General features: G+C 56.4%; 26 protein-coding genes. 14 read left to right on the top strand and 12 right to left on the bottom strand.

Annotated elements, in window-relative coordinates:
- Positions 1-39 precede the first annotated feature (39 nt).
- Entirely contained in the window at positions 40-2,034 is a 1,995-nt protein-coding gene (locus tag HEP89_RS22865; protein ID WP_168693115.1) for a BTAD domain-containing putative transcriptional regulator, read from the top strand.
- Here the strand turns inward: HEP89_RS22865 and HEP89_RS22860 are convergent.
- The gene (locus tag HEP89_RS22860; RefSeq protein WP_168693114.1) at positions 2,026-2,313 is read right to left on the bottom strand and encodes a hypothetical protein; all 288 of its coding nucleotides are present in this window, start codon (positions 2,311-2,313) and stop codon (positions 2,026-2,028) included. The genes HEP89_RS22865 and HEP89_RS22860 overlap by 9 nt on opposite strands.
- An 80-nt stretch (positions 2,314-2,393) precedes the next feature.
- Positions 2,394-2,684: a hypothetical protein gene (locus HEP89_RS22855; protein WP_168693113.1), complete on the bottom strand. Its 291-nt coding sequence runs from the start codon at positions 2,682-2,684 to the stop codon at positions 2,394-2,396.
- A gap of 284 nt (positions 2,685-2,968) precedes the next feature.
- Here HEP89_RS22855 and HEP89_RS22850 point away from each other — a divergent pair, with 284 nt between their 5' ends.
- Positions 2,969-4,342 carry a YcaO-like family protein gene (locus tag HEP89_RS22850; RefSeq protein WP_168693112.1) on the top strand — a complete coding sequence of 458 codons (1,374 nt, stop codon included), beginning with the start codon at positions 2,969-2,971 and terminating at the stop codon, positions 4,340-4,342.
- Positions 4,343-4,493: 151 nt separating this feature from the next.
- On the opposite strand, the gene HEP89_RS22845 is transcribed toward HEP89_RS22850, so the two are convergent.
- Both HEP89_RS22845 and HEP89_RS22840 read right to left on the bottom strand, forming a co-directional pair.
- Positions 4,494-5,042 carry a CAP domain-containing protein gene (locus HEP89_RS22845; protein WP_022998824.1) on the bottom strand — a complete coding sequence of 183 codons (549 nt, stop codon included), beginning with the start codon at positions 5,040-5,042 and terminating at the stop codon, positions 4,494-4,496.
- Complete coding sequence (locus HEP89_RS22840) at positions 5,042-5,878, bottom strand: phosphodiesterase (protein ID WP_209014799.1); 837 nt, start codon at positions 5,876-5,878, stop codon at positions 5,042-5,044. Before HEP89_RS22840 ends, HEP89_RS22845 begins: the two co-directional genes overlap by 1 nt.
- 194 nt (positions 5,879-6,072) lie before the next feature.
- Between HEP89_RS22840 and HEP89_RS22835 the strand changes: the two genes are divergently transcribed.
- The 4 genes from HEP89_RS22835 (at position 6,073) to HEP89_RS22820 (ending at position 9,922) form a co-directional block, all read left to right on the top strand.
- Positions 6,073-7,890 carry a glycosyltransferase family 39 protein gene (locus tag HEP89_RS22835; protein ID WP_168693111.1) on the top strand — a complete coding sequence of 606 codons (1,818 nt, stop codon included), beginning with the start codon at positions 6,073-6,075 and terminating at the stop codon, positions 7,888-7,890.
- Positions 7,874-8,785 (top strand): phosphatase PAP2 family protein, encoded by a 912-nt coding sequence (locus HEP89_RS22830; RefSeq protein ID WP_168693110.1) that lies wholly within the window; start codon positions 7,874-7,876, stop codon positions 8,783-8,785. Before HEP89_RS22835 ends, HEP89_RS22830 begins: the two co-directional genes overlap by 17 nt.
- Positions 8,782-9,543 carry a glycosyltransferase family 2 protein gene (locus HEP89_RS22825; protein ID WP_168693109.1) on the top strand — a complete coding sequence of 254 codons (762 nt, stop codon included), beginning with the start codon at positions 8,782-8,784 and terminating at the stop codon, positions 9,541-9,543. Before HEP89_RS22830 ends, HEP89_RS22825 begins: the two co-directional genes overlap by 4 nt.
- A gap of 64 nt (positions 9,544-9,607) precedes the next feature.
- Positions 9,608-9,922, top strand: coding sequence for a lipid-A-disaccharide synthase N-terminal domain-containing protein (locus HEP89_RS22820; RefSeq protein ID WP_022998819.1), 315 nt, complete (start codon positions 9,608-9,610; stop codon positions 9,920-9,922).
- A 28-nt stretch (positions 9,923-9,950) separates the two neighbouring features.
- Here the strand turns inward: HEP89_RS22820 and metC are convergent, their stop codons facing one another.
- Positions 9,951-11,129 carry a cystathionine beta-lyase gene (gene metC / locus HEP89_RS22815; RefSeq protein ID WP_168693108.1) on the bottom strand — a complete coding sequence of 393 codons (1,179 nt, stop codon included), beginning with the start codon at positions 11,127-11,129 and terminating at the stop codon, positions 9,951-9,953.
- Positions 11,130-11,599: 470 nt separating this feature from the next.
- On the opposite strand from metC, the gene HEP89_RS22810 reads away from it, so the two are divergent.
- The 5 genes from HEP89_RS22810 to HEP89_RS22790 all read left to right on the top strand — a co-directional run bounded on the left by HEP89_RS22810 (position 11,600) and on the right by HEP89_RS22790 (position 16,819).
- Complete coding sequence (locus HEP89_RS22810; protein ID WP_031268586.1) at positions 11,600-12,619, top strand: amino acid ABC transporter substrate-binding protein; 1,020 nt, start codon at positions 11,600-11,602, stop codon at positions 12,617-12,619.
- 228 nt (positions 12,620-12,847) lie between these two features.
- On the top strand, positions 12,848-14,062 hold the full coding sequence (locus tag HEP89_RS22805; protein WP_081713351.1) for an amino acid ABC transporter permease: 1,215 nt from the start codon (positions 12,848-12,850) through the stop codon (positions 14,060-14,062).
- A 10-nt stretch (positions 14,063-14,072) separates the two neighbouring features.
- Positions 14,073-15,224: an amino acid ABC transporter permease gene (locus tag HEP89_RS22800; RefSeq protein ID WP_031268584.1), complete on the top strand. Its 1,152-nt coding sequence runs from the start codon at positions 14,073-14,075 to the stop codon at positions 15,222-15,224.
- A 69-nt stretch (positions 15,225-15,293) separates the two neighbouring features.
- Positions 15,294-16,097 (top strand): amino acid ABC transporter ATP-binding protein, encoded by an 804-nt coding sequence (locus HEP89_RS22795; RefSeq protein WP_022998815.1) that lies wholly within the window; start codon positions 15,294-15,296, stop codon positions 16,095-16,097.
- Between the two features lie 17 nt (positions 16,098-16,114).
- On the top strand, positions 16,115-16,819 hold the full coding sequence (locus tag HEP89_RS22790; protein WP_168693107.1) for a TIGR02117 family protein: 705 nt from the start codon (positions 16,115-16,117) through the stop codon (positions 16,817-16,819).
- On the opposite strand, the gene HEP89_RS22785 is transcribed toward HEP89_RS22790, so the two are convergent.
- Entirely contained in the window at positions 16,802-17,434 is a 633-nt protein-coding gene (locus HEP89_RS22785; RefSeq protein WP_168693106.1) for a TetR/AcrR family transcriptional regulator, read from the bottom strand. The two genes, HEP89_RS22790 and HEP89_RS22785, sit on opposite strands and share 18 nt — an antisense overlap.
- A gap of 187 nt (positions 17,435-17,621) precedes the next feature.
- On the opposite strand from HEP89_RS22785, the gene HEP89_RS22780 reads away from it, so the two are divergent.
- Entirely contained in the window at positions 17,622-18,317 is a 696-nt protein-coding gene (locus tag HEP89_RS22780) for an HD domain-containing protein (RefSeq protein ID WP_209014798.1), read from the top strand.
- A 267-nt stretch (positions 18,318-18,584) separates the two neighbouring features.
- On the top strand, positions 18,585-19,925 hold the full coding sequence (locus tag HEP89_RS22775; protein ID WP_022998811.1) for a globin-coupled sensor protein: 1,341 nt from the start codon (positions 18,585-18,587) through the stop codon (positions 19,923-19,925).
- 20 nt (positions 19,926-19,945) lie between these two features.
- Here HEP89_RS22775 and sseA read toward each other — a convergent pair whose 3' ends face one another.
- From sseA to HEP89_RS22755, 4 genes are all read right to left on the bottom strand, one after another.
- On the bottom strand, positions 19,946-20,791 hold the full coding sequence (gene sseA / locus HEP89_RS22770; RefSeq protein WP_022998810.1) for a 3-mercaptopyruvate sulfurtransferase: 846 nt from the start codon (positions 20,789-20,791) through the stop codon (positions 19,946-19,948).
- 9 nt (positions 20,792-20,800) lie between these two features.
- On the bottom strand, positions 20,801-21,274 hold the full coding sequence (locus HEP89_RS22765) for a GFA family protein (RefSeq protein WP_168693105.1): 474 nt from the start codon (positions 21,272-21,274) through the stop codon (positions 20,801-20,803).
- A 22-nt stretch (positions 21,275-21,296) separates the two neighbouring features.
- The gene (locus tag HEP89_RS22760) at positions 21,297-22,013 is read right to left on the bottom strand and encodes an alanyl-tRNA editing protein (protein ID WP_168693104.1); all 717 of its coding nucleotides are present in this window, start codon (positions 22,011-22,013) and stop codon (positions 21,297-21,299) included.
- A 145-nt stretch (positions 22,014-22,158) separates the two neighbouring features.
- Entirely contained in the window at positions 22,159-22,584 is a 426-nt protein-coding gene (locus HEP89_RS22755) for a hypothetical protein (protein WP_145903426.1), read from the bottom strand.
- Positions 22,585-22,676: 92 nt separating this feature from the next.
- Between HEP89_RS22755 and HEP89_RS22750 the strand changes: the two genes are divergently transcribed.
- On the top strand, positions 22,677-23,738 hold the full coding sequence (locus HEP89_RS22750) for an AraC family transcriptional regulator (RefSeq protein ID WP_168693103.1): 1,062 nt from the start codon (positions 22,677-22,679) through the stop codon (positions 23,736-23,738).
- Between the two features lie 53 nt (positions 23,739-23,791).
- Here HEP89_RS22750 and HEP89_RS22745 read toward each other — a convergent pair whose 3' ends face one another.
- Together HEP89_RS22745 and cls are read right to left on the bottom strand one after the other, a co-directional pair.
- Positions 23,792-24,436 carry a LysE family translocator gene (locus HEP89_RS22745; protein WP_168693102.1) on the bottom strand — a complete coding sequence of 215 codons (645 nt, stop codon included), beginning with the start codon at positions 24,434-24,436 and terminating at the stop codon, positions 23,792-23,794.
- Between the two features lie 183 nt (positions 24,437-24,619).
- Positions 24,620-26,134, bottom strand: a complete 1,515-nt coding sequence (gene cls, locus HEP89_RS22740; RefSeq protein WP_168693101.1) for a cardiolipin synthase — start codon at positions 26,132-26,134, stop codon at positions 24,620-24,622.
- Between the last annotated feature and the right edge of the window lies 1 nt (position 26,135).

Below are 26,135 nucleotides of genomic sequence, written 5' to 3'. Positions count from 1 at the left end.
GGCGACGGCTGAAGCGTGCATTTCAATTACGGGGAATTGATGGCAATCGCGTCCTGCTTTGCATGCCTTGGGCGGCCTTTGCTCCTTGATAGCGACCAGGAACCTGTAGCGGTCAAAACCCGCAAGGCTCTGGCGATCATGGGCTATCTGAGCCGCATGAGCGGTATGGCGTCGCCCCGGGAAGCACTGGCGGATTTGCTTTGGAGCGGGACAGACCGCCACAAGGCAATGCAATCCTTGCGTCAGGCATTGCGCCAGTTGAAGAGCGCCGAAGAAACGGCCGGCATCGATGTTGTGCGCTCAGCGCCAGGTCACATTCAACTCGACCCATCGGCGTTTGCGTCTGATCTCATGGCCATGAATACGCTCCTCGAACGTGGGCAGGCAGCTGATTTCCGCAAGGCGGGGGAACTGTGGCGCGGCGAGTTCCTGACCGGCTACGACGATATCGATTCTGAATTTTCCGAGTGGCTGACAGTCGAGCGTGAACGGGTGCGCTCAGAACTCATCAGCGCCGCATTCAAGCATCTGAACAGGATATCCACGGAAGACGGGGGTGTGCAGGCAGAGGCCGGGGCGCGTTTTGTTTTGAAACTCGATCCCGCGTTTGAGGCGGCTCATCGCGTTCTTATTCGTCTCTACATGAATCTGGGCCAGCCCGAGCGCGCCGAACAGCAGCTCAGATCCTGCGAAAGGGAAATGCGACTTCATCTGGATGCTGAGCCCGATGAAGAGACGCGGAAGCTGTTGCTCGTGTCGGAGGTCGAAGCTTCTCCGGTGTCGGTTGGTAGAAGTGATGGTAATAGCGGCGGAAACCGAGGGTTCTTGCCAAATTACGATGACTTCGTTCCCTTGCCAGAAATTTCCATTGTCTCGTCATCCCTGTTGAAAAAAGGGCTGAACGACGCGATCCATCTGAGAGAGGAAATCGTTTCCGGCCTTTCTTCGTTTAGGTCGTTCGAGCTGTTTGAATCTGAGTATTTCGGCGAAGAAAACGTGCCACGTCCAACCTTGATGGAAGGTCACGAACTTGGCTGTTATCTGCTCAGGTTCCGGCATGATGAACGATCCGGAAAAGTGGTTGTCCAGTTCGAGGACAGGGGCAACGGTCAGATTGTCTTTAACGAGATAATTGACCTGCAATACTGGGACGGCCTGGTGCCGGCTGCGAGCCAGATTGTGAGCCGCATCCATAACCACGCGACCAGCAGACTAAGAAACCCCGCGAAAACATCCGTTTTCGCCCGTTGGTGTCAGGCCGAAGCCCTGCTGTGGGATTTCACGCCGCAATCCGACGAAAAAGCGATGCGGTTGCTGGATGATCTGGAGCGCACAAATCGTTCGTTCTCGATGACGTATGCTGGCAAGGCGTCGATCATCATGAAGCAGGAATTGCATTTCCCGCTCATGGACAAGACGTTTTCCGGTGAAGAAAACAATCTTCTGAACCTTGCCGAAAAATCGATCAGGCTCGATCCCTGGCAGGCGGTAAATCAGCGTGTTTATGGTTGGGCACTTATTCTGTCCAATATGCCTGACGAGGCGCGAAGAGCATTCCAGAATGCTGGCCGTCTGAGCTCGGCTGATCCCGCCAACCTGATGTCCGTTGCCGAGGGCCTGGCTTTCTCCGGCGACATCAACGAAGCGCGCGTGACGGCCGAAAGAGCTTTTTCTCTCTTCGCGTTTGTGCCCCGCGTTTTCTACGAGTACCTGGCGAACATCTATTTTGCCGCGGAAGATTACGACAGCGCGATAAAGCAGATAGAGCGGGGCGCCGGGGTTGGTATCAGTGGCTTGACCACTCGTGTGGCCGCTTTGGTCTGTGCCGGGCGAGAAGAAGAAGCCATGCAAACGCTTGAGCGCTTTGGTGAAAACCGTGCTGCCTTGCTGAAAAACTCTCCCGAGCTTGCGCAGGACCCCAAGAGCTGGAGAAAGAAGATCAATTTCTTCCAGAACGAGAAAGTGCGAAACGATTTCGACAAGGGCGCAGCCTTGGTGCAGCGGTTCCTGTTCGACGGTTCCGGTTCAATTTAGCGCGAACGTCGAAGACAGAGCTTTCAGATACTCCTCGTTGGCGCTGTTCAGCTTTTCTTCGTTCAGACGAAAAGGAAGAGCTACGGCGTTCGGATTGCTTTTCTGATCGACGATCTTGAACCGCATGAGCGCCACCGTCTCTTTCGGCAGGCCAATTTTGGAAATCGCGGCTAACGGGTCTCGCTCAAGCTCGCGTCGGAAGTTTTCGTCGATCGCTGCCCTGGCGATAAGTTTGCCAAGGTCTTTGACGTTGCTCTGATAGTAGGGAAATCTGGCCATCGTTACCCCAATCGGAAAAAACGACGGCCTTCCTGCGCGAAGCAAGAAGGCCGGAGACGTATCGTGACGACCTTACCGGCTTACTCCGGGACGTCTTCGTAAAAGCAATTGCCGAGAGCTGCTTTACCGAGTTCTTCGAAATATTTCTCATCGCCGGCTGCAACGCGTTCAGCGTCGATTTGTGCAGGAATCACGAGATGGACGAGGTCAGCAGTGTCGGCGAAGATTGCGGCATCGGAGTCGATGCCAACTTCAGCCAGGAATTCAGCCGGGTTGGCAACCAGCCGCTCACGTGCTGTGGCGTTCTGAATGATCGCGCCAAGTTTCGCGCCAATTTCCAGTTCAGTCCGGGAAGTTGTGTCAGCGTGCATTATGAGCCTCCGATAGGTTGAGTTGCAATGTGTCCTGCCTGGTGGTGGGATGGTCACCTGGCTTTTTGAAATTCGGTCAAACTTTAGTAAATAGTTATGTATTGATACTGTTTACTACTGATCGACTGCTTTCGAATAGAATGTAGAACGAGGGAATGAACTCGCTCAATGGCAGTTTTGTTAATCTACGTTGTGTGCAATTGCAGGGTGAGGCGAAGTAAATTGCCATATCAAAACATAAGCAGCCGTCCCGCATCCTCACTGTTGGCGGCGGTGTCTCTTCTATGATCGTTGAAAGTGGATTTGCGGACGACGTACTTGCGGACCTGTCGCGTTTGGGCCTGATAGCGGTGGAGCCGGGCGTTGAGGGAGATCGTGTGCGCTTGCTGGAGCCGGACCTTCGTCTTTTCCTGAAGCTGCTTTCGTCATTCTCCCCAAGACTGGTCCCGATGACACGCCCCGGATGCCCGGTGCATTTTTGCACCGGGTTGCTCAAGTCATCTGAAACTGATGCAAATGAAGTACCTGCTGCAGGGGCACCAATTCCTGCCGGTGGACAGGGGGATATCGCATCAATTGCAGCTATTAGTTGTATTGGAGAGCTTTCCGAAAGGCTAACCCTTTGTAGTATCGGGATTAGTGACAATAGGATTTTCAATTACGACAAAAAACAACCTCAGGTAGATTTCGGTCGATTGCTTGGATTGAGTGAAGCCCAGGCAAGTGTCGCTCTCGGCAGGCTCCATCTCGGGCGGGATCTTTCACGCGTCAACTCTTCAGACTGGTCATCTCTTTCAGACAGGCGTGTCCGGTTGCGGAATTTGAGGTCCGATGAAGAGGCGCAGTGCCTTAGTTTGGGAATTTTGTTTAACGAAGCCGATGACGTTACGGGCTTACGTTTGCCCTTTGCTTCGAGCGTAGGATGCGCTGTCTGGCATGACCTTGAGGGAGCGCGCGCGCGCGCGCTTCTTGAGCTTGTAGAGCGTGATGCAGTTGCGCAGGCCTGGTACAACCGCCTGGGGATAACTTCTCTACCTGAAGGCTATGTGAGGGAAATGCTCCCTCCTGATCTGGTCCAATATCTCGATGACCAGCCGCGGGAATGGGAGCTCTTGCACGTCGACACGGACCTGCCGGTCCAGGTGGTGATTTGTGTCTCTCATGACGTTTACGGCCGGGGGTGTGCGTTTGGATCATCCGCCGGTTGGGACACCGCACAGGCATGCACCAGTGCAATTCAGGAAATGTTGCAATCGGAAAACGCGCTGTCTCTTATGGACAAATCCTATCCCGCCAGTCACGGCACAAAAGAAGCGCTGAGGTCGCTACCCAGGCAGCTGGCGTATGCCAGAGAGCGCGTGATTTTCGAAGATCTGCCTTTGCGGGGTGCGGTTGCCACGCGTCCTGAGGTTCTGGAGAAGACCTCAACTTTTGAAAGCCTGCTTCAGGGCTGTTTCGACCGCGAGATCAGCCTTTGGGAGTTTGATGCGACCCGCCAAGACCTTGCAATTCCCTGCATCAAGCTGTTGTCCCCCGAGCTTTGCAGTTGGGAGCCAAGGTTCGGCAAAAAAAGGTTGTTCGACGGGGTTGTAGAGCGTGGTTTGCGAGACATTCCCGCGTCCGAAGCCGAATTTGCCGCCCGACCATTTCCCTTTTGAACGATTGACAGGCTGATGCGCCGGCCTTAATAAAATATGAGCCGTGCATTCATGTTTTGTTTGCGGGGCGTCCGGATGACAACTGGGTCATTCGATCTCTGGAAGAAGCCTTTTGGCGGAGCTTGGCTCCGCCCTTTTTCCAGGTGCCTTGTTATCGGACGGTCGGTCGGCCGTCCGCATAAGGGCGGGACAGTGTCATCACCCAGAAATTGCGCCATTTGCCATTGTTGCGGTTTGTTCTGGCAATACCTACCCGTGTCACGTAGGGGTTGAGAAGGTTCTTGTTGTGGCCTTCTGAGCCTTGCCAGCCACGGAAGGCTGCTGCCAGATCAGCATATCCCGCCCCCAGGTTTTCCGCGCCTGCGTAATTTGCGTATCCTGCCTTGTCGAGCCGTTGTGACAGACCGAAGGCACTGTGAGCCCAGGTGTCCATACTGTCGCGCTCGGCGATATGGCGTGCCATCTTTTGGGAAACGACATCCAGTTCCGGGTCGTGGCGCAAAGCGGGCAAGCCTTTTTGCTGCCGGTAGGCGTTTATCATCGACAGCATCTGCGCCTTGTCGACCGGCTGGTCCGTCAGCACTGTCTTGTCTTCAAGGTCGCTTTTTCCCGGCAAGGCGCCGCAGGCGCTGAGGGAGGCCGCGAAAAGGCCAAGCAGCAACAGCGCCAAGAAGCGTTTGGGCAGGGCGATTACGGACATCAGTTTTCATCTCCCGGCCAGACGACGCCTTCATCGGCGAAGAAATGGTACGGGCCAGGATACGCTTCCACGTAGGCCATATGTGACACCACTCCGGTTTTCGGCGAATGATAGTGGAGAAAATAGGCTGCGGGTTCGAAGTTGAACATGGCGGGGCCGTCTTCCGTCAGGTCGAGGACGACCTGGTGTCCGGTACTGGGAGCAAGCGTCATCACCTTTCCGGCAAAGCTCGCGATGATAGGACGGTGAAGATGACCACACAGGAAGCGCGCAACATGCCGGTGCGGCGAAACAACTTCTGCAAGCGCATCGGCATCCACAAGTCCGATGTCGTCCATGTGTCGGATTCCGGAAAGTGCAGGCGGGTGGTGGAGGGCGATCAGCGTTGTCTTGGCGCTTTCGCGCAGCCGGCTGTCGAGCCAATCAAGCTGTGCCTGACCGAGCCGACCACGCGGATCACCCGGAATATGGGTGTCCAGCGCAATCAGGCGAATGTCGCCGATGTCTGCCGTATAGCATATCTTGTCTTCAAGGCTGCCTGAAAGACCTGGAAAGCTCCCGAGCTCGCGGCGCATGACTTCTGTGCCGTCGTGGTTCCCGGGCACAAGATAGACAGGCATGTCGACGCGCGAGAGGATGGAGCGGGCGAGCGCGTATTCCCTTGGATCGTTTCTGTCGGTTATATCGCCGGTTATAACGAGAGCATCAGGTTTCGGGGTGAGACTCTGCAGCGACTTGATCGCGCGCTCGGCAAGCATATTGGTGTCCGAAACGCGATAGCAGGGCAAACCTCGCGGACGCAAATGCAGGTCCGTCATATGAGCAATCAATGTCATGGAAAACCTTGTGACTCGTCAGGTGGATCATCTGCCCGGACGATAACCGTGCGTTCGAAGAGGGCAAGCACTAGTTTCCCTTTTTGAAAAGCTCATGTAGGAGAAGCGTTCAGAAACGGGCGGGCAGGGGCGACCGCCCAGACGCAGGACACCGGGCGCAGGACACCGGACGCAGGAACTGGACAAGAAAGTTGATGTCGGACACGCGCGACGATCAGAAGCCCGAGGCGGCAGGCAAGGCAGCCGGGAATTCCGAACGCAAGGACAAGGTGGATAGCCCGTCGGCTGCCCCGGTTCGAAAACCGGTCTGGTTGCATATCTTCGGCCACGACATCACTGCCCCGTTCCTCCTGTTGCTCCTGTCGCTTGCCTTGTTCGTACCAGGTCAATGGACGGTACCTCCCCTGGACAGGGACGAACCGCGTTTTACCCAGGCAACCAAGCAGATGCTGGAAACGAACGATTACATCGACATTCGTTTTCAGGATCAGGCACGCCACAAAAAGCCAGTCGGGATCTATTGGCTTCAGGCAGCTGCCGTAAAGCTGACAGGGCAGGGGGCGGACGCTCCGCTTTGGGCTTATCGACTGCCTTCCGTCATAGCCTCGATAATCAGCGTTCTGGCAACCTTCTGGCTTGCACGGGCATTCATGGGGCCTGCCGGTGCGCTGTTGGCGGCAGGTTTCGTGGCGCTGGCGATCATTGTCGGCGTCGAGGCGCGACTGGCAAAAACTGATGCCGCGCTGTTTGCAATGATCATAATAGCGCAAGGTGCCCTGGCGCGGGTCTGGTTGAAGGATCCGGACAAACGGCTATGGGGTCTTGGGTTCCTGTTCTGGACTGCACTTGCGGGCAGTGTCCTCATCAAGGGGCCGGTTGGACCCATGGTGATTGGCCTTACGGTTGTTGGCCTCATGGCCATGAAACGGAAAGCTGCATGGTTCAAGGGAACGGCGCCAATCGCGGGTCTGCTGTGGTTCGTGCTGCTCGTCTCGCCCTGGTTTGTGGCAATCTGGATCGCGACGGACGGAACGTTCTTCACTGAAGCCATCGGCAAGGATCTGCTTGGCAAGGTCGGGCAGGGGCAGGAAGGTCATGGAGCACCCCCGCTTACCCATCTCGGGGCGATGTTCGGCATATTCTGGCCTTTGCCTGCATTCTTCGTGATTGCCTTGCCGCTCATCTGGCATGAACGAAAAAGTCCGCTGGTGACGTTTGCCGTCGCCTGGTTTGTCCCAAGCTGGATCGTGTTCGAACTGGTTGCAACGAAGCTTCCGCATTACACGATGCCGTTGCTGCCTGCCCTAGCACTGCCTGTTGCTGCTGCGCTGATGGAGGGGGCTGGCGCCACGACGAGAACGTGGCTGCGTTGGGTAGCGGCAGTGTTGCTGGCGGTGCCTGCGTTGGGGTTGGCCGTCGCCGCGTTTGCCGGTCCTTTAGCGCTGGGTGTCTGGCCGTCACCTCCCGGAGCCGTTCTGCTTGCAGTGGGAGCTGTTTTTGCGATTGCGGCAGCATCCCGGGTTCTGCGAGGACCGGCACTCTATGCTTTCCCCGCCATCTGCCTGACAGCGATCTGCGTCAGCATCGGGTTTTGGGGCTTTGTCGGCCCAGCTCTTACGCCGATCTGGGTCAGTCCGCGCCTTGTCGCGGCCATGGACGAAATCCCCGGTTGTGCAGACAAGTCGAACCGTCTGGTCGTGACCACCGGTTTTCACGAACCCAGTTTCATATTCCTGGAAGGTACGACGACAAAGATCGTTTCCGCGCAGGATGCCGCCGCCTTTCTTGCTGCCGATGAAGCCACGAATCCAGCTACCTGCCGTATTGCGGCAATAGAAAGCCGGGAAGAAGCCGCGTTTTTGGCCGCCGCACAGGAGATTGGTCTTGTGCCGGAGGCTGTAAAAAGGGTAGACGGCCTCAATATCAACGGCGGGGACGATGTCGATATCGGGCTTTATGAGAAGTCCGTGCCGACGACGGTTTCAGAAGACGGCAATGAGCAACAGCAGTAAATTTGTCTGGCATGTTCTGGCGCGCATGCGCGGGAATTCTCGGCGGGCTGCAATACTGTTTTCCGGTCGCAGGGAACGTGCGCGCCACAACAGGGATCCGCTTCCTCCCGGGCAGCGGCCGCAGGATATCCTTGCAGTCCTCTTGTTGACGGTTGGCATTGCAGTCGTTGCGTTCGATGTTCCGACCTATCCTTGGCTGCGCTCGCTCCCGGGCGAATACCGGGCCGCCTTCCGAACCTTTACCGATATCGGCAAGGCCGACTGGATCCTCGTTTCTACCGGTCTATGCTGCCTGTTTCTGCTGGCGCTGGATGCCGGGCGCTACGCATTCCGCCTGCGCATGGCAATCGGCGCAGTGTTCACTTATGCGGCCTTCATCTTTTATTCAGTCGCCGCGACGGGGCTTCTGGCCATTGCATTCAAGTGGTCGCTCGGCCGGGCGCGTCCCAAGCTTTACGAGGAAGTTGGTCCGGTCCGCTTCGACTTTCTGGCCTTCGACGGCACCTTCACCAGTTTCCCCTCTGGTCATTCGACCACTGTCGCTGCACTTGCAACTGCGCTGGCCTTTATTTTCCCGGCCTACCGGTGGCTGATCATTGTTGCGGGCTTCTGGCTTGCGTTCAGCCGCGTCATGGTCGGGGCGCATTATCCCAGCGACGTCATCGCAGGCACGCTATTGGGGATGACGTTCACCTTTTTCACGGTTCGTGCCATGGCCCGGCGGCGGATCGGCTTTCACCTGTCTTCCTCCGGAAAGATTGTACCCAACATGAATGTCCTGTCTGCCAAGGCCTGTGTGCGGGCTGTCTGGCAGGTTCTGCGCGGCCAGCGAGGCGCTGACCGTGTGGAAACCGAGGTCCCTGCGGCAGACACGACAGAACGGACAAGCGCATGACACAAAGCTATCTGGAAGCTGTTGCGGCCAGCAAGGGCGCGCTCGCCGTCACGGTCGTGGTTCCCGCGAAGGACGAAGCGGAAAACCTGCCCATCCTGCTGGATGAAATCGAGGCAGCATTGCAGGGCAGGCGTTTCGAGGTCATCGTCATCGATGATGGCTCGTCCGACGGTACGGATATCGTGTTGCAGGATTACGCGGCAACCCATGACTGGCTGCGGCCGGTCAGGCATGAGAAGTCTTGTGGCCAGAGCTGCGCGGTGCGTACCGGTCTTTTGAACGCGAGGGGCGACGTCGTCGCGACCATAGACGGCGATGGCGAAAACAACCCCGCCTATATTCCGGCGCTTCTGGACGCTCTCGACGATGCCGGCCCGGCAGTTGCTCTTGCCGCCGGGCAAAGGCTTGGCCGCAAGGCCAGCCTGGCCAAGCGCTATGCGTCGAAGTTTGCCAACAAGCTGCGCGGCGCGATCCTGCGGGACAATACTCGCGACAGCGGTTGCGGCCTTAAGGCCCTGCGCCGGGAAGTGTTCCTGCAACTGCCATACTTCGACAGCTGGCACCGGTTCTTGCCCGCACTCGTGATCCGCGAGGGTTACGGTGTCACCCATATCGACGTGCAGGACCGGCAGCGGCGCCATGGAACGTCTAAATACGGGATCTTTGACAGGGCGCTGGTCGGTGTGCTGGATCTGTTCGGAGTGTGGTGGCTGCGTCGCCGCCGTAAAAAAATTCCGGATGTTCGGCCACTGACCTGATTAATGCCCCAATCCGGGTGGAGAAGCCCGCCGACCTTTCAAAAACACTGACTGGACCTGAGACATGAGCGCTCTATACGAATGGATCCATGCGGTTTTCATCGCGCAATTGGACTTCTGGATCATTCTGGGTTTCTTCGCCCAGGCCATGTTCATGATGCGCTTCGTCATCCAATGGATCGCATCCGAGCGCGTCGGCCGCTCAATCGTGCCGGTCGCTTTCTGGTTCTTTTCCGTTGCGGGTGGGTCGCTGCTGCTGATCTATGCCATTCAACGACAGGATCCGGTCTTCATCGCCGGTCAGGGACTGGGTCTGCTAATCTATTTCCGGAACCTGTGGCTGATCTTCAAGGAAAAGCGGAACGACCCTACGATTTGAGCCGTTCCGTCCTTCGCTCGACAGTCTGTCAGCCGAATGCCTTCGCCAGTGCCTGATCCAGATCGGCAATCAGATCTTCCGGGTCTTCCAGGCCGATGTGGAGGCGAACCGACTGGCGATCCAGGTTTACCGGGGTTGCCGTGCGGCCGCCCTTGAGGCGAACCGGAATGGCAAGGCTTTCAAAACCACCCCACGAATAGCCGAGACCATAAAGCGTGAGCGCATCCAGGAAGGCGTAGGCCTGTTCCTGTGTCGTGCTTTCACTGAAGTCGAAGGCGCACAGGCCCGAGGCTCCCGAAAAATCTCGTTTCCAGAGAGCATGACCAGGATCCGATTCAAGGCCTGGATAGCGGATGCGATCGATGTTGGGCTGGTCCTTCAGCCAGCCAAGCACGGCAAGCGTGTTGCGCTGGTGCCGTTCAAGGCGAACGGACAGAGTTCTGAGGCCCCGCAGGCCGAGGTAGATGTCATCCGGCGCGACGTGACACCCCATGGCACCGCAGAACGCATCCAGTTTTTCCCAGGCGCGTTCGCTGGCAGCGACCGTACCGAGCATAGCGTCGGAGTGTCCGACAAGATATTTGGTGCCCGCCTGGATCGACAGATCGACGCCCATGGACAGTGGCTGGCAGTAAATCGGGCTCGCCCAGGTATTGTCCATCAGAACGGTTGCGCCGATGGCACGGGCCTCGGCGGCAATCGCCGGAACATCCTGCATCTCGAAGGTGAGGGAGCCGGGTGCTTCGGTGAACACGGCTGTCGTGTTTTCCTGAAACAGTGTCTTGATGTCGGCGCCGATCTTCGGATCGTAGAAGGTCACGGAAACCCCGATGCCTGGCAGAACAGTGTCGGCGAAATGGCGGGTCGGTCCGTAAGCCGTATCGACAATCAGGATGTGGTCACCGGATTTCACGCAGGACAGGATGGCCAATGCAATGGCATTCAAACCCGAATTCGCGATCTTGACCCCGGCTGCCCCTTCGATCTCCTTCATGGCCCCTTCAAGGGAGTCCGTGGTCGGGTTGCCCCTGCGGGCGTAGGAATAGGTCTGGCCACCCGTCACCATGGTTTTGGTGTCGGGGTAGAGAACAGTCGAAGCATGCACGACAGGCGGATTGACGAAACCGTGAAATGCAAGCGGGTCGCGCCCTGCATGCGCCAGTTTGGTATCCTGCCTCAACGGCGGCTTGGAATTGGTGGAAGACATGAAGGCTCTTGGGTGTGTGTTTTGCGAGAGGCGGCGCGACATTGAACTGCCGAGCGCCGAGCGCTCACTTTAGTCATTCGCGTCATGGTCGCAACCGCCATTTCACATGTTGTGCGGGGGTCTTTGTGTGGAGAATTTTTCGATTAGCGTTAACCTTCGCAAGGTCTCCGCTAAATGCATTGAACCCTTTTTAGGCATTGAATGAATTCGATTTAGACATGTTCGCTGTTTGTGCATCCAACCTGATGGCAAATGGCGGATAGCTCGAGAAATTTGACGAGATATCTGCAGCAAGTACTTGACCCGAACAGCTAAATGCCATCGTATGGAACCGTTGGGTGGGACGAAAGATATCTGGAGGAAGCAGCCGTCAAGGCTGGCATCCGTCCGGTTACAAGAGACGGAGAAGATGTCTTTCGAACAAACCCGGCATAATAAAAGTATGGGTAACAAATAAAGGCTGCATATCCATGTCCAATAAATTCCTTCCGCTCGTAATCGGCGCTGCTATGGGAGTCGCCGCGACGACGGCTGCTGGTGCAACGACGCTGGAAGACGTCAAGGCAAAGGGCTTCATTCAGTGTGGCGTGAGCCAGGGTCTGCCGGGTTTCTCGAACCCGGATGCTCAGGGGAACTGGACCGGTATCGACGTTGACTACTGCCGCGCTATGGCTGCAGCAGTGTTCGGCGATGCGTCCGCTGTGAAATACACCCCGCTGTCCGCTAAAGAGCGTTTCACCGCGCTTCAGTCCGGCGAAGTTGATGTTCTGTCCCGTAACACCACCTGGACCATGTCCCGCGACACCCAGCTGGGTCTGAACTTTGCTGGTGTGAACTACTATGACGGTCAGGGCTTCATGGTTCGCAAGGACCTGGGCGTGACTTCCGCACTGGAACTGTCCGGCGCTTCGGTCTGCACCAACACCGGTACGACCACTGAGCTTAACGTTGCCGACTACTTCCGCGCCAACAACATGCCGTACGAAATCGTCGCCTTCGAAAAGGCCGACGAAGTTGTGGCTGCATACGACGCCGGCCGTTGCGACGTTTACACCACTGACGCATCCGGCCTGTACGCACAGCGCCTGAAGCTGACCAACCCGGGCGACCACATGGTCCTGCCGGAAATCATCTCCAAGGAGCCTCTGGGTCCGGTTGTCCGTCAGGGCGACGATGAGTGGTTCAACATTGCAAAGTGGACGCTGAATGCGATGCTCAACGCAGAAGAGCTCGGCGTGACCTCTGAAAACGTTGACGAGATGAAGTCTTCCGACAACCCGTCCATCAAGCGTCTTCTGGGCGTTGAGGGCGCATTTGGTGAAGCTATCGGCCTGCCGAACGACTGGGCTTATGCGATCATCAAAAACGTCGGTAACTACGAAGAGTCCTTCAACGCCAACGTTGGTCCGGACACTCCGCTCGGCATCTCCCGTGGCGTAAACGCTCTGTGGAACGACGGCGGCTTCATGTACGCACCGCCGGTCCGCTAATCCTCTTCTTTGATTGAGGATTGAAGGGGTTCCGGCGGTTGTTCTGCCGGAACCCTCAATAAATTCCACGCAATAAAAACCGGACAACATACCCGGCAACCGCGTGGGGGAACAGACTGCTTCCGTCGATAGGGGAGTGCCGACGAAGTGCGGCCAGGGAAGCAGGTCAGACACGATTGAGGAGAGGCTTCGTGCCGGGCTCTTTCGTGAAAACTTGGGCGAGGTTCTATGTCAGTAATGGAGCAGGACTCGGCGGGGGCGCCGGCGCGTGCTTCGCTGTTGAACGATCCCAAAGCGCGCGGCATCTTTTACCAGCTGCTGCTGGTCGTCGCGCTGGTGACTTTGGGATATGTCATCGTTTCGAACACGATAGCCAACCTGGAGAGGCAGAACATCGCCTCCGGTTGGAGCTTTCTAGAAAATACAGCCGGGTTTGGAACCAACCAGTCACTGGTTTCCTACTCTGAGACATCAAGTTACGGAAGAGCGATCTATGTCGGCTTCCTGAACACTCTGCTTGTGGCGGGCGTAGGTATCTTCTTCGCCACGATCTTTGGTTTCATCATCGGTATCGCCCGCTTGTCGAACAACTGGGTCATCAGCCGTCTGGCGTATTGCTACGTCGAGCTGGTCCGAAATATCCCGCTGCTGCTGCAGATCTTTTTCTGGTACTTTGCGGTGCTGCGATCGATCCCCGGCAAGCGTGAAAAATGGTCGTTGTTCGACACATTCCACCTGAACATTGGCGGTCTTCGGCTTCCCAAACCCATCATGGGGACCGGATCGGAATGGATCGGCTATGCGTTTCTGATCGGGATAGCAGCAGCGTTCCTCGTGGCACGTTGGGCGCGCAAGCGTCAGGAGGCCACAGGGCAACCGTTCCCGTCATTCCTGACGGGGGTCGGATTTATTATTGGCCTGCCTTTGCTGACGTACTTTGCAACCGGCATGCCGATCACTCTTGAACATCCGAACTTCGTCGAAACCGGGCCAATCCTGCGTCAGGGGTTCGAACTCAATGTCGGGCTCAATATTATTCCTGAATTCCTGGCTCTTACCGCAGCCCTGGCAATCTATACCGCATCGTTCATCGCAGAGATCGTACGTGCTGGTATTCAGGCGGTGAGCCATGGTCAGACCGAAGCTGCGCATGCACTAGGTTTGAGGAACGGACCGACGTTGAGACTGGTGGTCATTCCCCAGGCGATGCGCGTGATCATTCCGCCGCTGACGAGTCAGTACCTGAACCTTACCAAGAATTCTTCACTGGCAGTTGCCATTGCCTATCCGGACCTCGTCTCGATGGGTGGAACGGTGCTCAACCAGACCGGCCAGGCGATTGAAATCATCGGTATCTGGATGGTTGTCTATCTGTCGCTCAGCCTCATCACATCGGCCTTCATGAACTGGTACAACCAGCGCATGGCGCTCGTGGAACGGTAAGGAGCGCAAAATGGCTAACACTGATATGTTCCAAATCAGAACCGAGGAGGCGCCGCGACTGCCGGCGCCGATCTCGACCACCGGCGTCATCGGCTGGATGCGTCAGAACCTGTTTTCGTCCATCGGCAACACCGTTCTGACTGTAATCGGCATTCTGATCGCCTACTCACTTATCGCGCCTTTGATCCAGTTCGCATTTATCGATGCTGTCTGGAGCGGCGACAATCGTGAAGCGTGTCTGCCGCAGGACGGCGGCCATAGCGGTGCCTGCTGGGCTTACGTGGAAGCATACTTCCCGCAGTTCATCTATGGCCGGTATCCGACCGAGGAAATCTGGCGGGTGAACATCGTCTATTTCCTGTTCGCGGTGTTGCTCGTGCCGCTGGCAATCCCCAGCGCGCCGTTCAAGAAAATCAACGCAATCCTGTTTCTGGTCGTCTTCCCGATCATCGCATACTTCCTGCTGACCGGCCTGGTCATCGGAGATGCGGTAATCCTGCCGATCGTTGAAACAGCGGTTTGGGGCGGTTTGCTTGTTACGCTTGTCATCGCGGTCACGGGTATTGTGGCCTCGCTACCGCTAGGTATCGCGCTGGCGCTTGGACGTCGATCAAGAATGCCGATCATCAAGCTTGTCTCGGTTATCTTCATTGAGTTCTGGCGCGGTGTTCCGCTGATCACGGTTCTGTTCATGTCGTCGGTGATGCTGCCGTTGTTCCTGCCGGAAGGCGTGACCTTCGACAAGCTGCTGCGCGTTCTGATCGGCGTGACCCTGTTCTCTGCCGCCTATATGGCAGAAGTGGTCCGTGGTGGCCTGCAGGCCATTCCGAAGGGGCAATATGAAGGTGCCATGGCGCTCGGGCTCCGGTTCTGGCCGATGATGTATCTCATCATTTTGCCGCAGGCTCTGAAGCTCGTGATCCCCGGGATCGTCAACACCTTCATCGGATTGTTCAAGGATACGACTCTGGTTCTGATCGTCGGCATGTTCGACCTTCTCGGCCAGATCCAGTCGTCCTTCACGGATCCGACATGGTCGACGCCCAGTACCGGTCACACGGGTTACCTGTTCGCTGCAGTGGTGTTCTGGACCTTCTGCTTCGGCATGTCGCGCTACTCCATCTTCATGGAGAAGAAGCTTCATACAGGACACAAACGCTAGCAAACCGCTTCCGGGGCGCGCGATGAACCGCAGCGCCCCGGCCACAGGACACTCTAGGAGTTAAAAACTATGTCTGAAAACGCTGTACGCGACGAGGAACTCGCAGCCGACCGTTCCAGAATGACCATCTCCGATACGGACGTGGCTATTGAAATCAAGAACATGAACAAGTGGTACGGGGATTTCCACGTTCTGCGCGACATCAACCTGAAGGTCATGCGCGGAGAACGTATCGTTATCTGCGGACCGTCAGGTTCCGGCAAATCCACGATGATCCGTTGTATCAACCGTCTGGAAGAACATCAGGCTGGACAGATCCTTGTGGATGGCATCGAGTTGACGGACGATCTGAAAAAGATCGACGAAATTCGCCGCGAAGTCGGCATGTGCTTCCAGCACTTCAACCTGTTCCCGCATCTGACGATTCTGGAAAACTGCACTCTGGCTCCAATCTGGGTTCGCAAGATGCCCAAGAAGGAAGCCGAAGACATCGCGATGCACTATCTCGAGCGCGTCAAGATCCCGGAGCAGGCCAACAAATATCCGGGGCAGCTGTCCGGTGGTCAGCAGCAGCGCGTTGCTATTGCACGGTCTTTGTGCATGAACCCGAAAATCATGCTGTTCGATGAGCCGACCTCGGCACTCGACCCGGAAATGATCAAGGAAGTTCTGGACGTGATGGTCGGACTTGCCGAAGAAGGCATGACCATGCTGTGCGTCACTCACGAAATGGGCTTTGCCCGCAAGGTTGCAAACCGCGTTATCTTCATGGATGCGGGGCAGATCGTGGAGCAGAACGAGCCGGAAGAGTTCTTCACCAATCCGCAGCATGAACGTACCAAGCTTTTCCTGAGCCAGATCCTGCACCACTGATCGGCTAAAGACTGCGGATGATGAAACTGCTGCGCAGGTTCCTGATTGGAATTTGCCTTGTTGTCTTCACTGCTGTTGTAGCACTGGGCCTCGGAGCACTCGTTCCGAGGCCTTTGTTCGATTCCAACCCGGTTATGGAAGTTGCGCAAAGTTTCGCAGAGAAACGGCGTATTCTGATACTCAACAATCCCATCCATACTGATATCGCTCTCCCGGCCGATCCGGACGTGCTGGAGGCGTTCGGATTCGTATCGGATGGCGGGCTGGAGCTGGATTATCCGGGTGTTTTCTGGATTGCTTTCGGCTGGGGTGGGCGGTCCTTCTATATCGAAACGCCAACGTGGGGCGATTTGAAACCGGGTCCGGTAATAGACGCGTTGACCTGGGATGCCTCGGTCATGCATGTCCGTCGCACCGGCGATATTCCGCTTGAACAGGAAAGCGTCCGCGTAGTTGAACTGAGCCAGCTGGAATTTGAGGAACTGGTCAATGATATCAGGACCAGTTTCCAGTCAGATGGCACAACGCCTCCGACGGCAATTCCCGGCGTGGCGTATGACGCACACGACATTTTCTTTCCGGCAGTTGGCGGCTTCAACGCGATGATAGGCTGCAACACGTGGACGGCCGACATGTTGAGGCGGGCAGGGGTGAAGACCGGCATGTGGACGCCGCTGCCTCTGACACTTGACTGGTCGCTGGATCTACATAACGGGCGCTGAAGCTGGGTCCGGTACAAGCCGGTCAACAGCAGCCTCTGCCAGTTCCACCAGGATATCGCGAGATTCCCCAGCCCGGGCGCGAACCGAAAGACCGTGCAGCATCAAAGACAAATGCTGGGCGGCGAACTGGACGCTTGCTTCCGGAACCGAGTCTTTCACCTCCGCGTAAATCAGACCGGCGAACCCTCGATCCATTCGCTCAACGACATGCGCCAGCATTGATCTGAAGTCAGGATCATCAGCAGCTTCAGTCGTCAGTGTGGAGATGGCCAGGCAACCATAGGCCGCATCACCAAATGTCGACCTGCCGCAATAAAGATCGATAGCAGCTGTCATGATGGCCTTGAGCCGGGGTTTCAGCCCTGTTTTTGTCTGTCCTGCCGCCTTCAGGTGGGCCTGCATCTGGTCCGCGAACCGTGAAATCACCTTCAGATACATGTCTTTCTTGCTGCCGAATGCGGCGTAGAGGCTGGGTCTGTTCAGGCCGGTTGCTTCTGCTATCTGGTCGAGACTGGTAGCGGCATAGCCGTGCTGCCAGAACACCAGCATGATGCGGTCGAGCGTGATGTCTTCGTCGAATTTGCGCGGACGCCCGCGTTTGCTTTCGGCTTTCATTTTATACCAATTGGCACATAAATATCGACATGTCTATTTTTATGCGATACGGTACATAAAAATGGAGCAATCAATGGAGACGTTTTGGGAGATGCCGGAAAACACTGCAGACATTGGGACGGTTGCTTGGGGACGAAGGTCTGGTCAGTTCAGCAATGGGCGACTGACAAGAACTGAAAAGCTGAAGGTGCTTACAAATCTTGGCCGTATGGGGATGCTTGAAGCGCTGGACGCTTTCAGAGGAAAACTGGGCCTGATCAACACCTTCGGTGCAGACCTTGAAGGACTGCAGCCACCGGAGACCGCATTGGTCCGGGATGCGTTGGACTTTGCCGACGAAGTCCAGAATTTGGACCTGATGCGGCACAGTTGGCGCACCTATTACTTTGGTCTCTTGTTGGGTGGCTATCGTAAGCTCACTGTCGACAAGGAAATCCTCTTCTGTGCAGCCATATTGCATGACGTAGGCCTGGCGTCAGGCCGGACCAGTGAGCCGCGGGATTGCTGTTTCGTGGTCCATGGTGCGGAACGCTGCCAGCACCACCTTGTCGGCCAGGGACATGACCGGGCAAAGGTACATCGGATTGCCGATGCCATCGGACTGCACCTTAACGGCTATGTGTCTGCCAGAAGGTATGGCGCAGAAGCACATCTTATTTCGCGTGGAGCAATGTGTGACGTGTTCGGAATGGGGCAGCGCAGGATTGCGCAGAACGTTCGCAAGGACATCTTCGCTCGATACCCGAAAGGGAAACTGAACGATGCTCTGGAGATCTGGCCAGGCCATCATCTTGCCGGCACACGTGCCGAATTTCTGATCAGTCTGGAGCCGTCACGCAAGAAACCGGATGGGTTGAAGGCAAGACCCCAGCCGGGAGAGTGAGCCTTGTTTTGGACAACCGGAATACGACCAAAGTATCGCTACCTTCGTTTTCAGGTTGTGTTCGCCACTCCCATCGGAAAGAATCGGGTATCGCGTTTATATTGCCTAAAAAACGGCCAAAAACCGGGGGGATTGGTAATTATTCCTATTTCGTTTTCGTTGTGGCTCAACGCGCCATTGTCACTATGTCGTACGTAAAAATACAATTTATGGTTTATTTAGAATTGTCGGGTCACGTAGGGTCAGTTTTTATCAAGGTGACCTGCCATGAGCGATCAGGAATACGACTTCCAATCCCGTTTGAAATTCGCCCAAATTGATCATTCCACAATCGAAAATCTCAGAAAACTCTGGCCGGTAATCGAGCCCGTGTTGGACGATGTGCTGGCGGGTTTTTACGTTCACATCAACACCCAGCCAAATCTGGCTGCACTCGTCGGCTCGCATCAACCCCGACTTGTTTCAGCTCAAAAGGGCCATTGGAAGAAGCTGTTCACGTCGGGCTTCGACCAGAGCTACCAGCAGAGCATCAACCAGATCGGTCATGTGCATTGCCGCATCGGGCTGGAACCGCGTTGGTACATTGCCGGGTATCTTTATGTCCTGCGCCATCTGCATGCCCATCTGACCCGTAAATACAGACGGTCTTTTCAAAACCTTGCCGTCTTGTTGAACGATGTCACGGCGGCCGTCTTCCTTGACATGGACCTTGCCATATCAACCTACGAAGAAGAACTTCTTCTGGAGCGCGCAGCGCAGACGGAACGGTTGAACAAGGCTATCGAAAAGTTCCAGAGCAGCGTCAAGCAACCGCTGGCCGACGTTGAGGCCGGTGCTCGCAGCGTTGCGGGTGAAGCCGAGCATTTGACGAGTGTATCGCAAACCGCGAGAAGCCAGGTAGAGAACGCCGGTCATGTTTCAAAAGACTCCAGCGTCAGCGTCCAGACCGTAGCCTCTGCAACGGAAGAGCTCTCCAGTTCCATCCAGGAAATTTCGAAGCAGATCTCCGGTGCATCCCGAATTGCCAGCCAGGCGGCGGGTGGCACAGAACAATCGAGCCTTCAGGTGGCAAGCCTGGCAGGTGCAGCCCAGAAAATTGGGGATGTGATCGGTCTCATTCAGGCGATTGCCGAACAAACCAATTTGCTGGCTCTGAACGCAACGATCGAGGCTGCTCGTGCCGGTGATGCCGGCAAGGGATTTGCGGTGGTCGCAAGCGAAGTGAAAACCCTCGCAGAACAGACCGCGAAGGCCACCGAGGAAATCAGCCAGCAAGTCACCGAAATTCAAAGTTCGACGGACAATGCCGTGGCCTCCATCCAGTCGATTTCCGAAGTGGTCAAGCAACTTGACGAAATGACGTCATCAATTGCAGCGGCGATTGAAGAGCAGGGTGCTGCAACGCAGGAAATTTCCCACAGCATCCAGACGGTCGCTTCGGGAACGCAGACCCTCGATGAGAACATTGGCGGTGTCGAACAGGCAATCACCGCAACCGATCAGGCGGCCGACAGTCTGTTGGCTGCATCCAGCAGAATGTCTTCAAGCACCAGTTCGATCTCGGATGAGATCCGGGATTTCTTTGAAACCTTGAAGACTGGTACCTGATCAAGGCGCTATTTGATCTCTCAAGCTGGGCCGGTGACGACGTCCGTATCGTCCCGGCTTCCCCATTCCGCCCAGGACCCGTCGTAAAGCGAAAGATCCCGAGCACCGAGCACGGTAAGGCCAAGGGTCAGGATCGCCGCTGTGACACCGGAGCCGCAAGAGGTCGTGACGGGTTTGTCGAGATCCACTCCAGCATCCTGAAAAGCCTTTGCCAGGTCTTCCTTCTGCAAGAATGTGCCGTCTTCCGCGATGAGCTGGGTGAAGGGCAGGTTGAGCGCGGTCGGCATGTGACCCGACTTCAGTCCGGCACGCGGCTCTGGCGCTTCTCCGGCAAATCGTTCGGCAGACCTTGCATCCAGTATTTGCCGCGAACCATTTGCGATGGTGGAGCGGATCTGGTCGAGGTCGGCAACGGCACCATGGTTCAAACGGGACGAGAAGTGGCTTTGAACTCTGCGGGGCGTATCGTCGTCAAAGGCACGGCCTTCTGCCCGCCACTTCGGAAAACCACCATCCAGAACATAAACTCGTTCCGCGCCCATGCTGCGCAGCGTCCACCAGACGCGTGGCGCGGAATAGAAACCGAAATCATCGTAGACCACCAGTGTCTGACCGTCGCCTATCCCCATTTTCCGCATGGTTGACGAAAACACATGCGGAGCTGGCAGCATGTGAGGCAGATCGCTGGTCTTGTCACAGACCTCGTTGACGTCGAAGAAGACGGCGCCTGGAATGTGGGCGTTCGGATAGACAGGCGGAGCATCTGGATGCGTGACCGGCGGCATCCAGGCATTGATGACAATCAGATCAGGCGAGGAGAGATGATCGTCCAGCCATTGAGTCGATACGAGGGGATGGTCGGTCATTACGGCTCCTTAGGTCTCCAGCAAGCCTTTGGACTTGTGCCAGTCCTCGATTGAGAGGACCGGATAGTTCTGGAAGTGAACGTGTCCGGGACCGCTCGGCACCTCGATCCAATCAGGCTTGAACGCCAGCATGATATGGACAATCTCTGGCGGTGTTGGCAAGGGGCTATCGACCGCTCCTGCATGTGGATGCACCAGTTCAGGCCAACGCGGATCCCAAAGCCACAGGTGAGATCCACAAGCCTTGCAGAAATGACGTTCCGCAGGACTGGTCTTTCCATCAATGACAGCGTTGTAGACCGACTTCGTCTCCGCACCCGATACCTCAAGGCTGCTGGCGTCTCCCATCAGATTGACTGCATAACCGCCGCTGCCACCTGTCTTACGGCAGATGGAACAGTAACAGCGCATGTAGGGGTAGGGGGTTCTGCTTTCCACTTCGAAGGAAACAGCTCCACACCGGCAGCCACCTGACAGTTTCATTTCAACTTCCCCCGTTTGCTTGTCAGTCGGTCAGGCGGATCCGGACGCGCCTGTTCTGCTTACCCTTCTTTTCGATCTTGCCGAGTTCAAGCAGGCCGATTTCAGAGGTTCTCGTTACATGGGTACCACCGCAAGGCTGCAAGTCCACGTCGTCGCCGATCCTGACCAATCTTACCCTGCCAGACCCTCGTGGCGGCTTGACGGACATGGTCTTGACCAGACCCGGGTTGGCATCGAGTTCTTCGTCTGTAATCCATTGGGTGGTTACTTCGTGATCACCAGAAGCCAGCGCATTGAGCTTCTCCAGAAGCGCTTCCCGGTCGATTGTGTCTTCACCCATATCGAAATCAAGACGTCCTTCGGGATCCCCGATTTGACCACCTGTAACGGGAAAGGGCAGGGCCACGGACAATAGATGCAAGGCAGTATGCATGCGCATCAACCGGTACCGTTTTGCCCAGTCCAAATGGGCGGTCACTTTTGCGCCGGCGGCAGGCAGGTTTTGTCCTTCTGAAGGGACATGGACGATGGTTTTCTTGTCGTCATCATAGACCGTGGTGGCAATGTCGACCTTCGTGCCGTTTTCCAGCTCCAATGTGCCGCTGTCGCCCGGTTGACCGCCACCGGTCGCGTAAAAAACCGATCTATCAAGCACGATGCCGCCACGCTCGTTGATGCCGGTCACTTCGGCTTCACATGTTCTGAGGTAGGCATCGTCGCGAAACAAAGGCGTGGTCATCCGGAACTCCCTGAAACGAATAGCGTCGAATTGACCAACGAACAGCATGCGGTGCAAGGCCCTATTTGCAGGAAACCGGAGTCATGAAAAACAAACGCCCGCAATCCGGCCGGACCGCGGGCGATAACAATGATGTGGACCAAGTTCAGTCGGCGAAATTCAGATCCACAAAACCTTCAGACCAGTTCTGTGCGTTTGCCTTGCCTTTTGCATTTGTGAAGATCGGCTTGGCCGGGTTTTCGCGCGTCACCGTGAAACAGAGTTTGCCCCAGCCATCGCCGCTCCAGTCTTCGCAATATTGACCAGTCCCGTTAATTTCGACGGCTTCCCACGGAATGTTCCGGATCTTGTCGCCCTTGACCACGACAACGGCGAAGCCGTCGGCGTGGTTGTTCTGCTTGTACTCCGTCACGCCGTCGGGAAAGAAACCATGGATGGAGTTTCCCGACATCATGTCGTTGATCTCGTCTGCCGTCAGGTTGGCCGGATCAGCCAGTGCGTAAAAGCTGCCCGTCAGTGTTGCCAGCGACGTCAGTGCAAGAAGTTGTAGCTGAGATTTCAAGTTGCGCATGTTCCCCTCGATTTCGATGCTTGCATTTGCGCTAAACCCTTGGTTTCGTTCCAGGGCACACTTCATCCTGCAGCACGGTCGAAAGAAGACCTGTGAATATCGACGCCAAAATTTCCATTGAGCCGCAACAAGGTGCGGAGAACGTGCGTGTCAACGAGCCGCTCGGAGAAGCCTATTCGGCGTATTGGAACTGGTGGTTGAGGCATTTTGCGAAGCAGGCTGAGGCAAGGTTTCCCGCAATTTATGGGAATTCCGTTTTGCAGGGCACTGAGGCGAAGGATCCGCTGTCCCGTATCGGAATGCTCTACGCTTCACGAGGATGCGGAGCGGTTTTCAATCTTGCGCGTGCTCTAGGTCGCCCAGCCGGTTTCGATGTGATCAGTCATCTCCTGACGAGTGCGCCGAGCATGCCTGACCTGGTGAACAGATGGTCGGGTGTCCTGGCACTGCAGGCGTCCTTTCGGTTTCACGAGAACGGTCAAGGAAAGGATTTTATTTCTTCCTGCCAGCGCAATTCACTGGTCTTGTCACCCTACAAGGTACGTCCCGCGAACCAGAAACCGTTCGGACCGGCAATGCTGGCCGGTGTCGTGACCGGAACGCTTGAAAGCGCAGGGATACATATCCAGGACATTTGGTCGGTTAGCCGCGGCAGTGCTTCCCGTCCGATTTATCGGTTTGGCAATTTCGTCGAAGGCAACTTGGACTTCGACAGCGACATCCTGATTATTCCTGCAGAAGAAACTTCCGGGTTCAAATCCGAAATCGGAATGATGTCTTCTGCTTCAAGCCTGTCTTTTCGCCACCTGCTGAACAGGCCGCAGGGGCCGGGTACGAACCGACTTCTTGCGCGGGTCGTCGGCGTTCTCGAACTTTCAGTGGGGGAGCATCCTGGCTTGTCGTCAACAGCGTCGGGACTTGGTTTATCGCCGAGAAGTCTTTCCCGGCGGCTATCGGAGGCGGGGTTGGGCTACGCCAGGCTCGCTCGTTTCGTCCGTCTGCGAAAGGCGACGCGTATGATGGCGTCGGGCGACTGCTGTCTCGACGAGATTGCCTACCAGGCGTCCTATTCGGACCGCCACCATATGAGCCGGGACTTTCGCAAGATGGCCCAAGTTACCCCCGCCGGCCTGAGAGAACTGCTGGCACGCTAGACTGGTTTTGGACGCTCAGTCACCACGGGTCACCGGCAGCCAAAGGAACCGGTTCAGCTGTTTGCCTTGGCCACCAGAAGCTTCAGGGCGAAGGTGCCCATGATGCCCGCAAAAGCCCAGTCGAAGGCACGCATGAATTTCGGCGAGGACTTCAGGAAACGGGCAAACGCACTGGCTCCCAGAACCATCGCTGCGCAGATGGGCATTCCCAGAACGACGAAGTAAAACCCGAGGAACATCAGTTTTCCTGTCGCGTTCGGATCCGCCGCGCTGACAAACTGAGGCAGGAAGGTCACGAAGAACAAGACGATCTTGGGATTGAGGATGTTGATCCCGAGTGCCTGTAACCAGACCCGGTGAATAGGTTGCCTCTTCACGGTGGCTGCTTCCAGCGCAAGGCTGGACCCGTTCCTGACGGCCTGAACGGCGAGATAAATCAGATAGGCGGCACCGACGATCTTCAGCACTGTAAATGCAAGTGCCGACGCTGAAAGCAGGGCGGAAACACCGATCGCGGCAAGCACGGTGTGCAGGACCAGCCCACAGGTTGCCCCAAACACAGCAGCAAGCCCGGCGCGCCGGCCTTGTGTCAGCGTCTTGCTCATGAACAGCGTCATGTCGGGTCCTGGCGTAACGGTCAACACCAGTGCTGCGGCCGTAAAGGCAAGCAGGGTCGCGTAGTCGGGTATGTAAGCCATGGTTTGCAGATGCCGGAGAAGTTGGTCTGATAGAGGTTTAGATCATTCGCCAGGACGGCACCAGCCCGGAAGGGCGCGCTCTTCCTTCGATTTCACAAGTCAGGCGCTGGATATTGCCTTCAAGCTGCACGAGGCGCTCTGCATGGCCGCGCAGTCAGGGACTGAATATGTCCCGAACACTGATCAAAGTATGGGAGACAGCAACCGGGCGCCTTGAGCCAGGACACGAAAAACATAACTGCGGGACTGGAGTGCGTCCGGCCAGGTCAGGCGGGAGTTCTGGAAATCGGTCTCCAGCATGCTTTCGACATTGTCGATCATGCGCGGATGGGTGAACCAGAGGGTCAGTTCAAAATTGATCTGGAATGATCTGTTGTCGAAGTTGACCGTGCCGATGGAAACGAGTTCGTCGTCCATCAGCGTAACCTTCTGGTGCAGAAAACCGTCGATATAGCGGTAAACCTTCACCCCGCGCTGCACCAGGGTGTCCTCGTAGGCGTGGCTTGCGAGCCATACAGTCCAGTGATCACGTTTTTCCGGCATCAGAACGCGTACGTCCACGCCGCGCATTGCTGCCGAGCAAAGCGCTGTCTGGATGTCGAGAGACGGCACCAGATACGGTGTGGTGATCCATAGCCTCTTTCGTGCCCGGGCTGCCGTTTCGACAAAAGCCAGCGCGCATTCCTCCAGCTTGTCTGCAGGCCCTGTCGGCATCACCAGAACGGCTTCGTCACCTGGCATCGGAATTTCGCCAACCTGAGGCAGTTCGATGCGCTCGCCGCTCGCCCAGAGCCAGTCTTCGACAAAGGAGAGTGCGCAAGCAACGGCAGCGGGCCCTTCGACACGGACATGGGTGTCGCGCCAGTGGCCAAACCAGTTGTCCCGGCCGACATACTGGTCCGCAACATTGTGGCCGCCGACAAATGTGACGCGGTAGTCGATCACGACCAGTTTGCGATGATTGCGATAGTTGAGACGCATCGGTCCAAGCAGTCGCAGGAACTTGTGGTTTTCGTTGAAGCCGCAAACCTTGACGCCGGCGCTCTTCAAGCGGGTCAGATAGTCTTTTGACAGAGAATGGCTGCCGACATCGTCGTAGAGGAAATAGACCGTTATGCCATCCTTGGCACGGGCGATCAGGGCGTCGGCCATGTCACGTCCCAGTTCGTCGTCATGGATGGCGAAGAACTGGAAGAATATGACGTCTCTGGCCTTTGCAATTTCATTCTTGATGGCTGTGAACGTCGCATCACCATCAATAAGTAGGTCTGCCTTGTTGCCGGCCATGAAGGGAACCCCGGCAACGCGGGAAAGAACCGGCCAGTCTCTGGTTTCCTCGTGATCGGTCAGGCCAAGTTCGTCTGCACGCCTTGCCCGTTCTGCCCGGCCAAGGGTCGCTTGAATCTTCTCGTAGTCGGAAAAGGATCGCCAGCCGAACACGAAATAGAGCGGCACCGTGAGATAAGGCAGAAAAAACAGGGACAGCAGCCATGCGACGGATCCCTGGGAAGTTCTTGAATTCATTACTTCGCGAACGGCGCAGATGCCTGCCGTCACGTACATGATCGCGACAAATGCCGCGACCAGTCCGAGATTGTTTGCCATGACATCCAGAACGCCGGCATCTGTGACGGCATCGCGGATCACCGCTTCGGCTGCGTCACCGCCTTGCGCCAATGCTTGATCCGCTGAACTCATG

Origin of the sequence: Labrenzia sp. 5N (assembly GCF_012395805.1) — a bacterium.
GTDB lineage: Bacteria > Pseudomonadota > Alphaproteobacteria > Rhizobiales > Stappiaceae > Roseibium > Roseibium algicola.
The sequence above is the reverse complement of the archived record's forward strand: the minus strand, read 5'-3'. Positions and strand labels throughout refer to the sequence as shown.

Excerpts from the sequence above, each read along its gene's own strand:
- HEP89_RS22865 (WP_168693115.1), top strand. The coding sequence starts at position 40 with ATGGCAATCGCGTCCTGCTTTGCATGCCTTGGGCGGCCTTTGCTCCTT.
- metC (WP_168693108.1), bottom strand. The coding sequence starts at position 11,129 with ATGTCTTCCACCAATTCCAAGCCGCCGTTGAGGCAGGATACCAAACTG.
- HEP89_RS22835 (WP_168693111.1), top strand. The coding sequence starts at position 6,073 with ATGTCGGACACGCGCGACGATCAGAAGCCCGAGGCGGCAGGCAAGGCA.
- HEP89_RS22805 (WP_081713351.1), top strand. The coding sequence starts at position 12,848 with ATGTCAGTAATGGAGCAGGACTCGGCGGGGGCGCCGGCGCGTGCTTCG.
- HEP89_RS22825 (WP_168693109.1), top strand. The coding sequence starts at position 8,782 with ATGACACAAAGCTATCTGGAAGCTGTTGCGGCCAGCAAGGGCGCGCTC.
- HEP89_RS22850 (WP_168693112.1), top strand. The coding sequence starts at position 2,969 with ATGATCGTTGAAAGTGGATTTGCGGACGACGTACTTGCGGACCTGTCG.
- HEP89_RS22765 (WP_168693105.1), bottom strand. The coding sequence starts at position 21,274 with ATGAAACTGTCAGGTGGCTGCCGGTGTGGAGCTGTTTCCTTCGAAGTG.
- HEP89_RS22775 (WP_022998811.1), top strand. The coding sequence starts at position 18,585 with ATGAGCGATCAGGAATACGACTTCCAATCCCGTTTGAAATTCGCCCAA.
- HEP89_RS22845 (WP_022998824.1), bottom strand. The coding sequence starts at position 5,042 with ATGTCCGTAATCGCCCTGCCCAAACGCTTCTTGGCGCTGTTGCTGCTT.
- HEP89_RS22785 (WP_168693106.1), bottom strand. The coding sequence starts at position 17,434 with ATGAAAGCCGAAAGCAAACGCGGGCGTCCGCGCAAATTCGACGAAGAC.
- HEP89_RS22760 (WP_168693104.1), bottom strand. The coding sequence starts at position 22,013 with ATGACCACGCCTTTGTTTCGCGACGATGCCTACCTCAGAACATGTGAA.
- HEP89_RS22810 (WP_031268586.1), top strand. The coding sequence starts at position 11,600 with ATGTCCAATAAATTCCTTCCGCTCGTAATCGGCGCTGCTATGGGAGTC.
- sseA (WP_022998810.1), bottom strand. The coding sequence starts at position 20,791 with ATGACCGACCATCCCCTCGTATCGACTCAATGGCTGGACGATCATCTC.
- HEP89_RS22855 (WP_168693113.1), bottom strand. The coding sequence starts at position 2,684 with ATGCACGCTGACACAACTTCCCGGACTGAACTGGAAATTGGCGCGAAA.
- HEP89_RS22820 (WP_022998819.1), top strand. The coding sequence starts at position 9,608 with ATGAGCGCTCTATACGAATGGATCCATGCGGTTTTCATCGCGCAATTG.
- HEP89_RS22860 (WP_168693114.1), bottom strand. The coding sequence starts at position 2,313 with ATGGCCAGATTTCCCTACTATCAGAGCAACGTCAAAGACCTTGGCAAA.
- HEP89_RS22795 (WP_022998815.1), top strand. The coding sequence starts at position 15,294 with ATGTCTGAAAACGCTGTACGCGACGAGGAACTCGCAGCCGACCGTTCC.
- HEP89_RS22755 (WP_145903426.1), bottom strand. The coding sequence starts at position 22,584 with ATGCGCAACTTGAAATCTCAGCTACAACTTCTTGCACTGACGTCGCTG.
- cls (WP_168693101.1), bottom strand. The coding sequence starts at position 26,134 with ATGAGTTCAGCGGATCAAGCATTGGCGCAAGGCGGTGACGCAGCCGAA.
- HEP89_RS22745 (WP_168693102.1), bottom strand. The coding sequence starts at position 24,436 with ATGGCTTACATACCCGACTACGCGACCCTGCTTGCCTTTACGGCCGCA.
- HEP89_RS22800 (WP_031268584.1), top strand. The coding sequence starts at position 14,073 with ATGGCTAACACTGATATGTTCCAAATCAGAACCGAGGAGGCGCCGCGA.
- HEP89_RS22830 (WP_168693110.1), top strand. The coding sequence starts at position 7,874 with ATGAGCAACAGCAGTAAATTTGTCTGGCATGTTCTGGCGCGCATGCGC.
- HEP89_RS22840 (WP_209014799.1), bottom strand. The coding sequence starts at position 5,878 with ATGACATTGATTGCTCATATGACGGACCTGCATTTGCGTCCGCGAGGT.
- HEP89_RS22790 (WP_168693107.1), top strand. The coding sequence starts at position 16,115 with ATGATGAAACTGCTGCGCAGGTTCCTGATTGGAATTTGCCTTGTTGTC.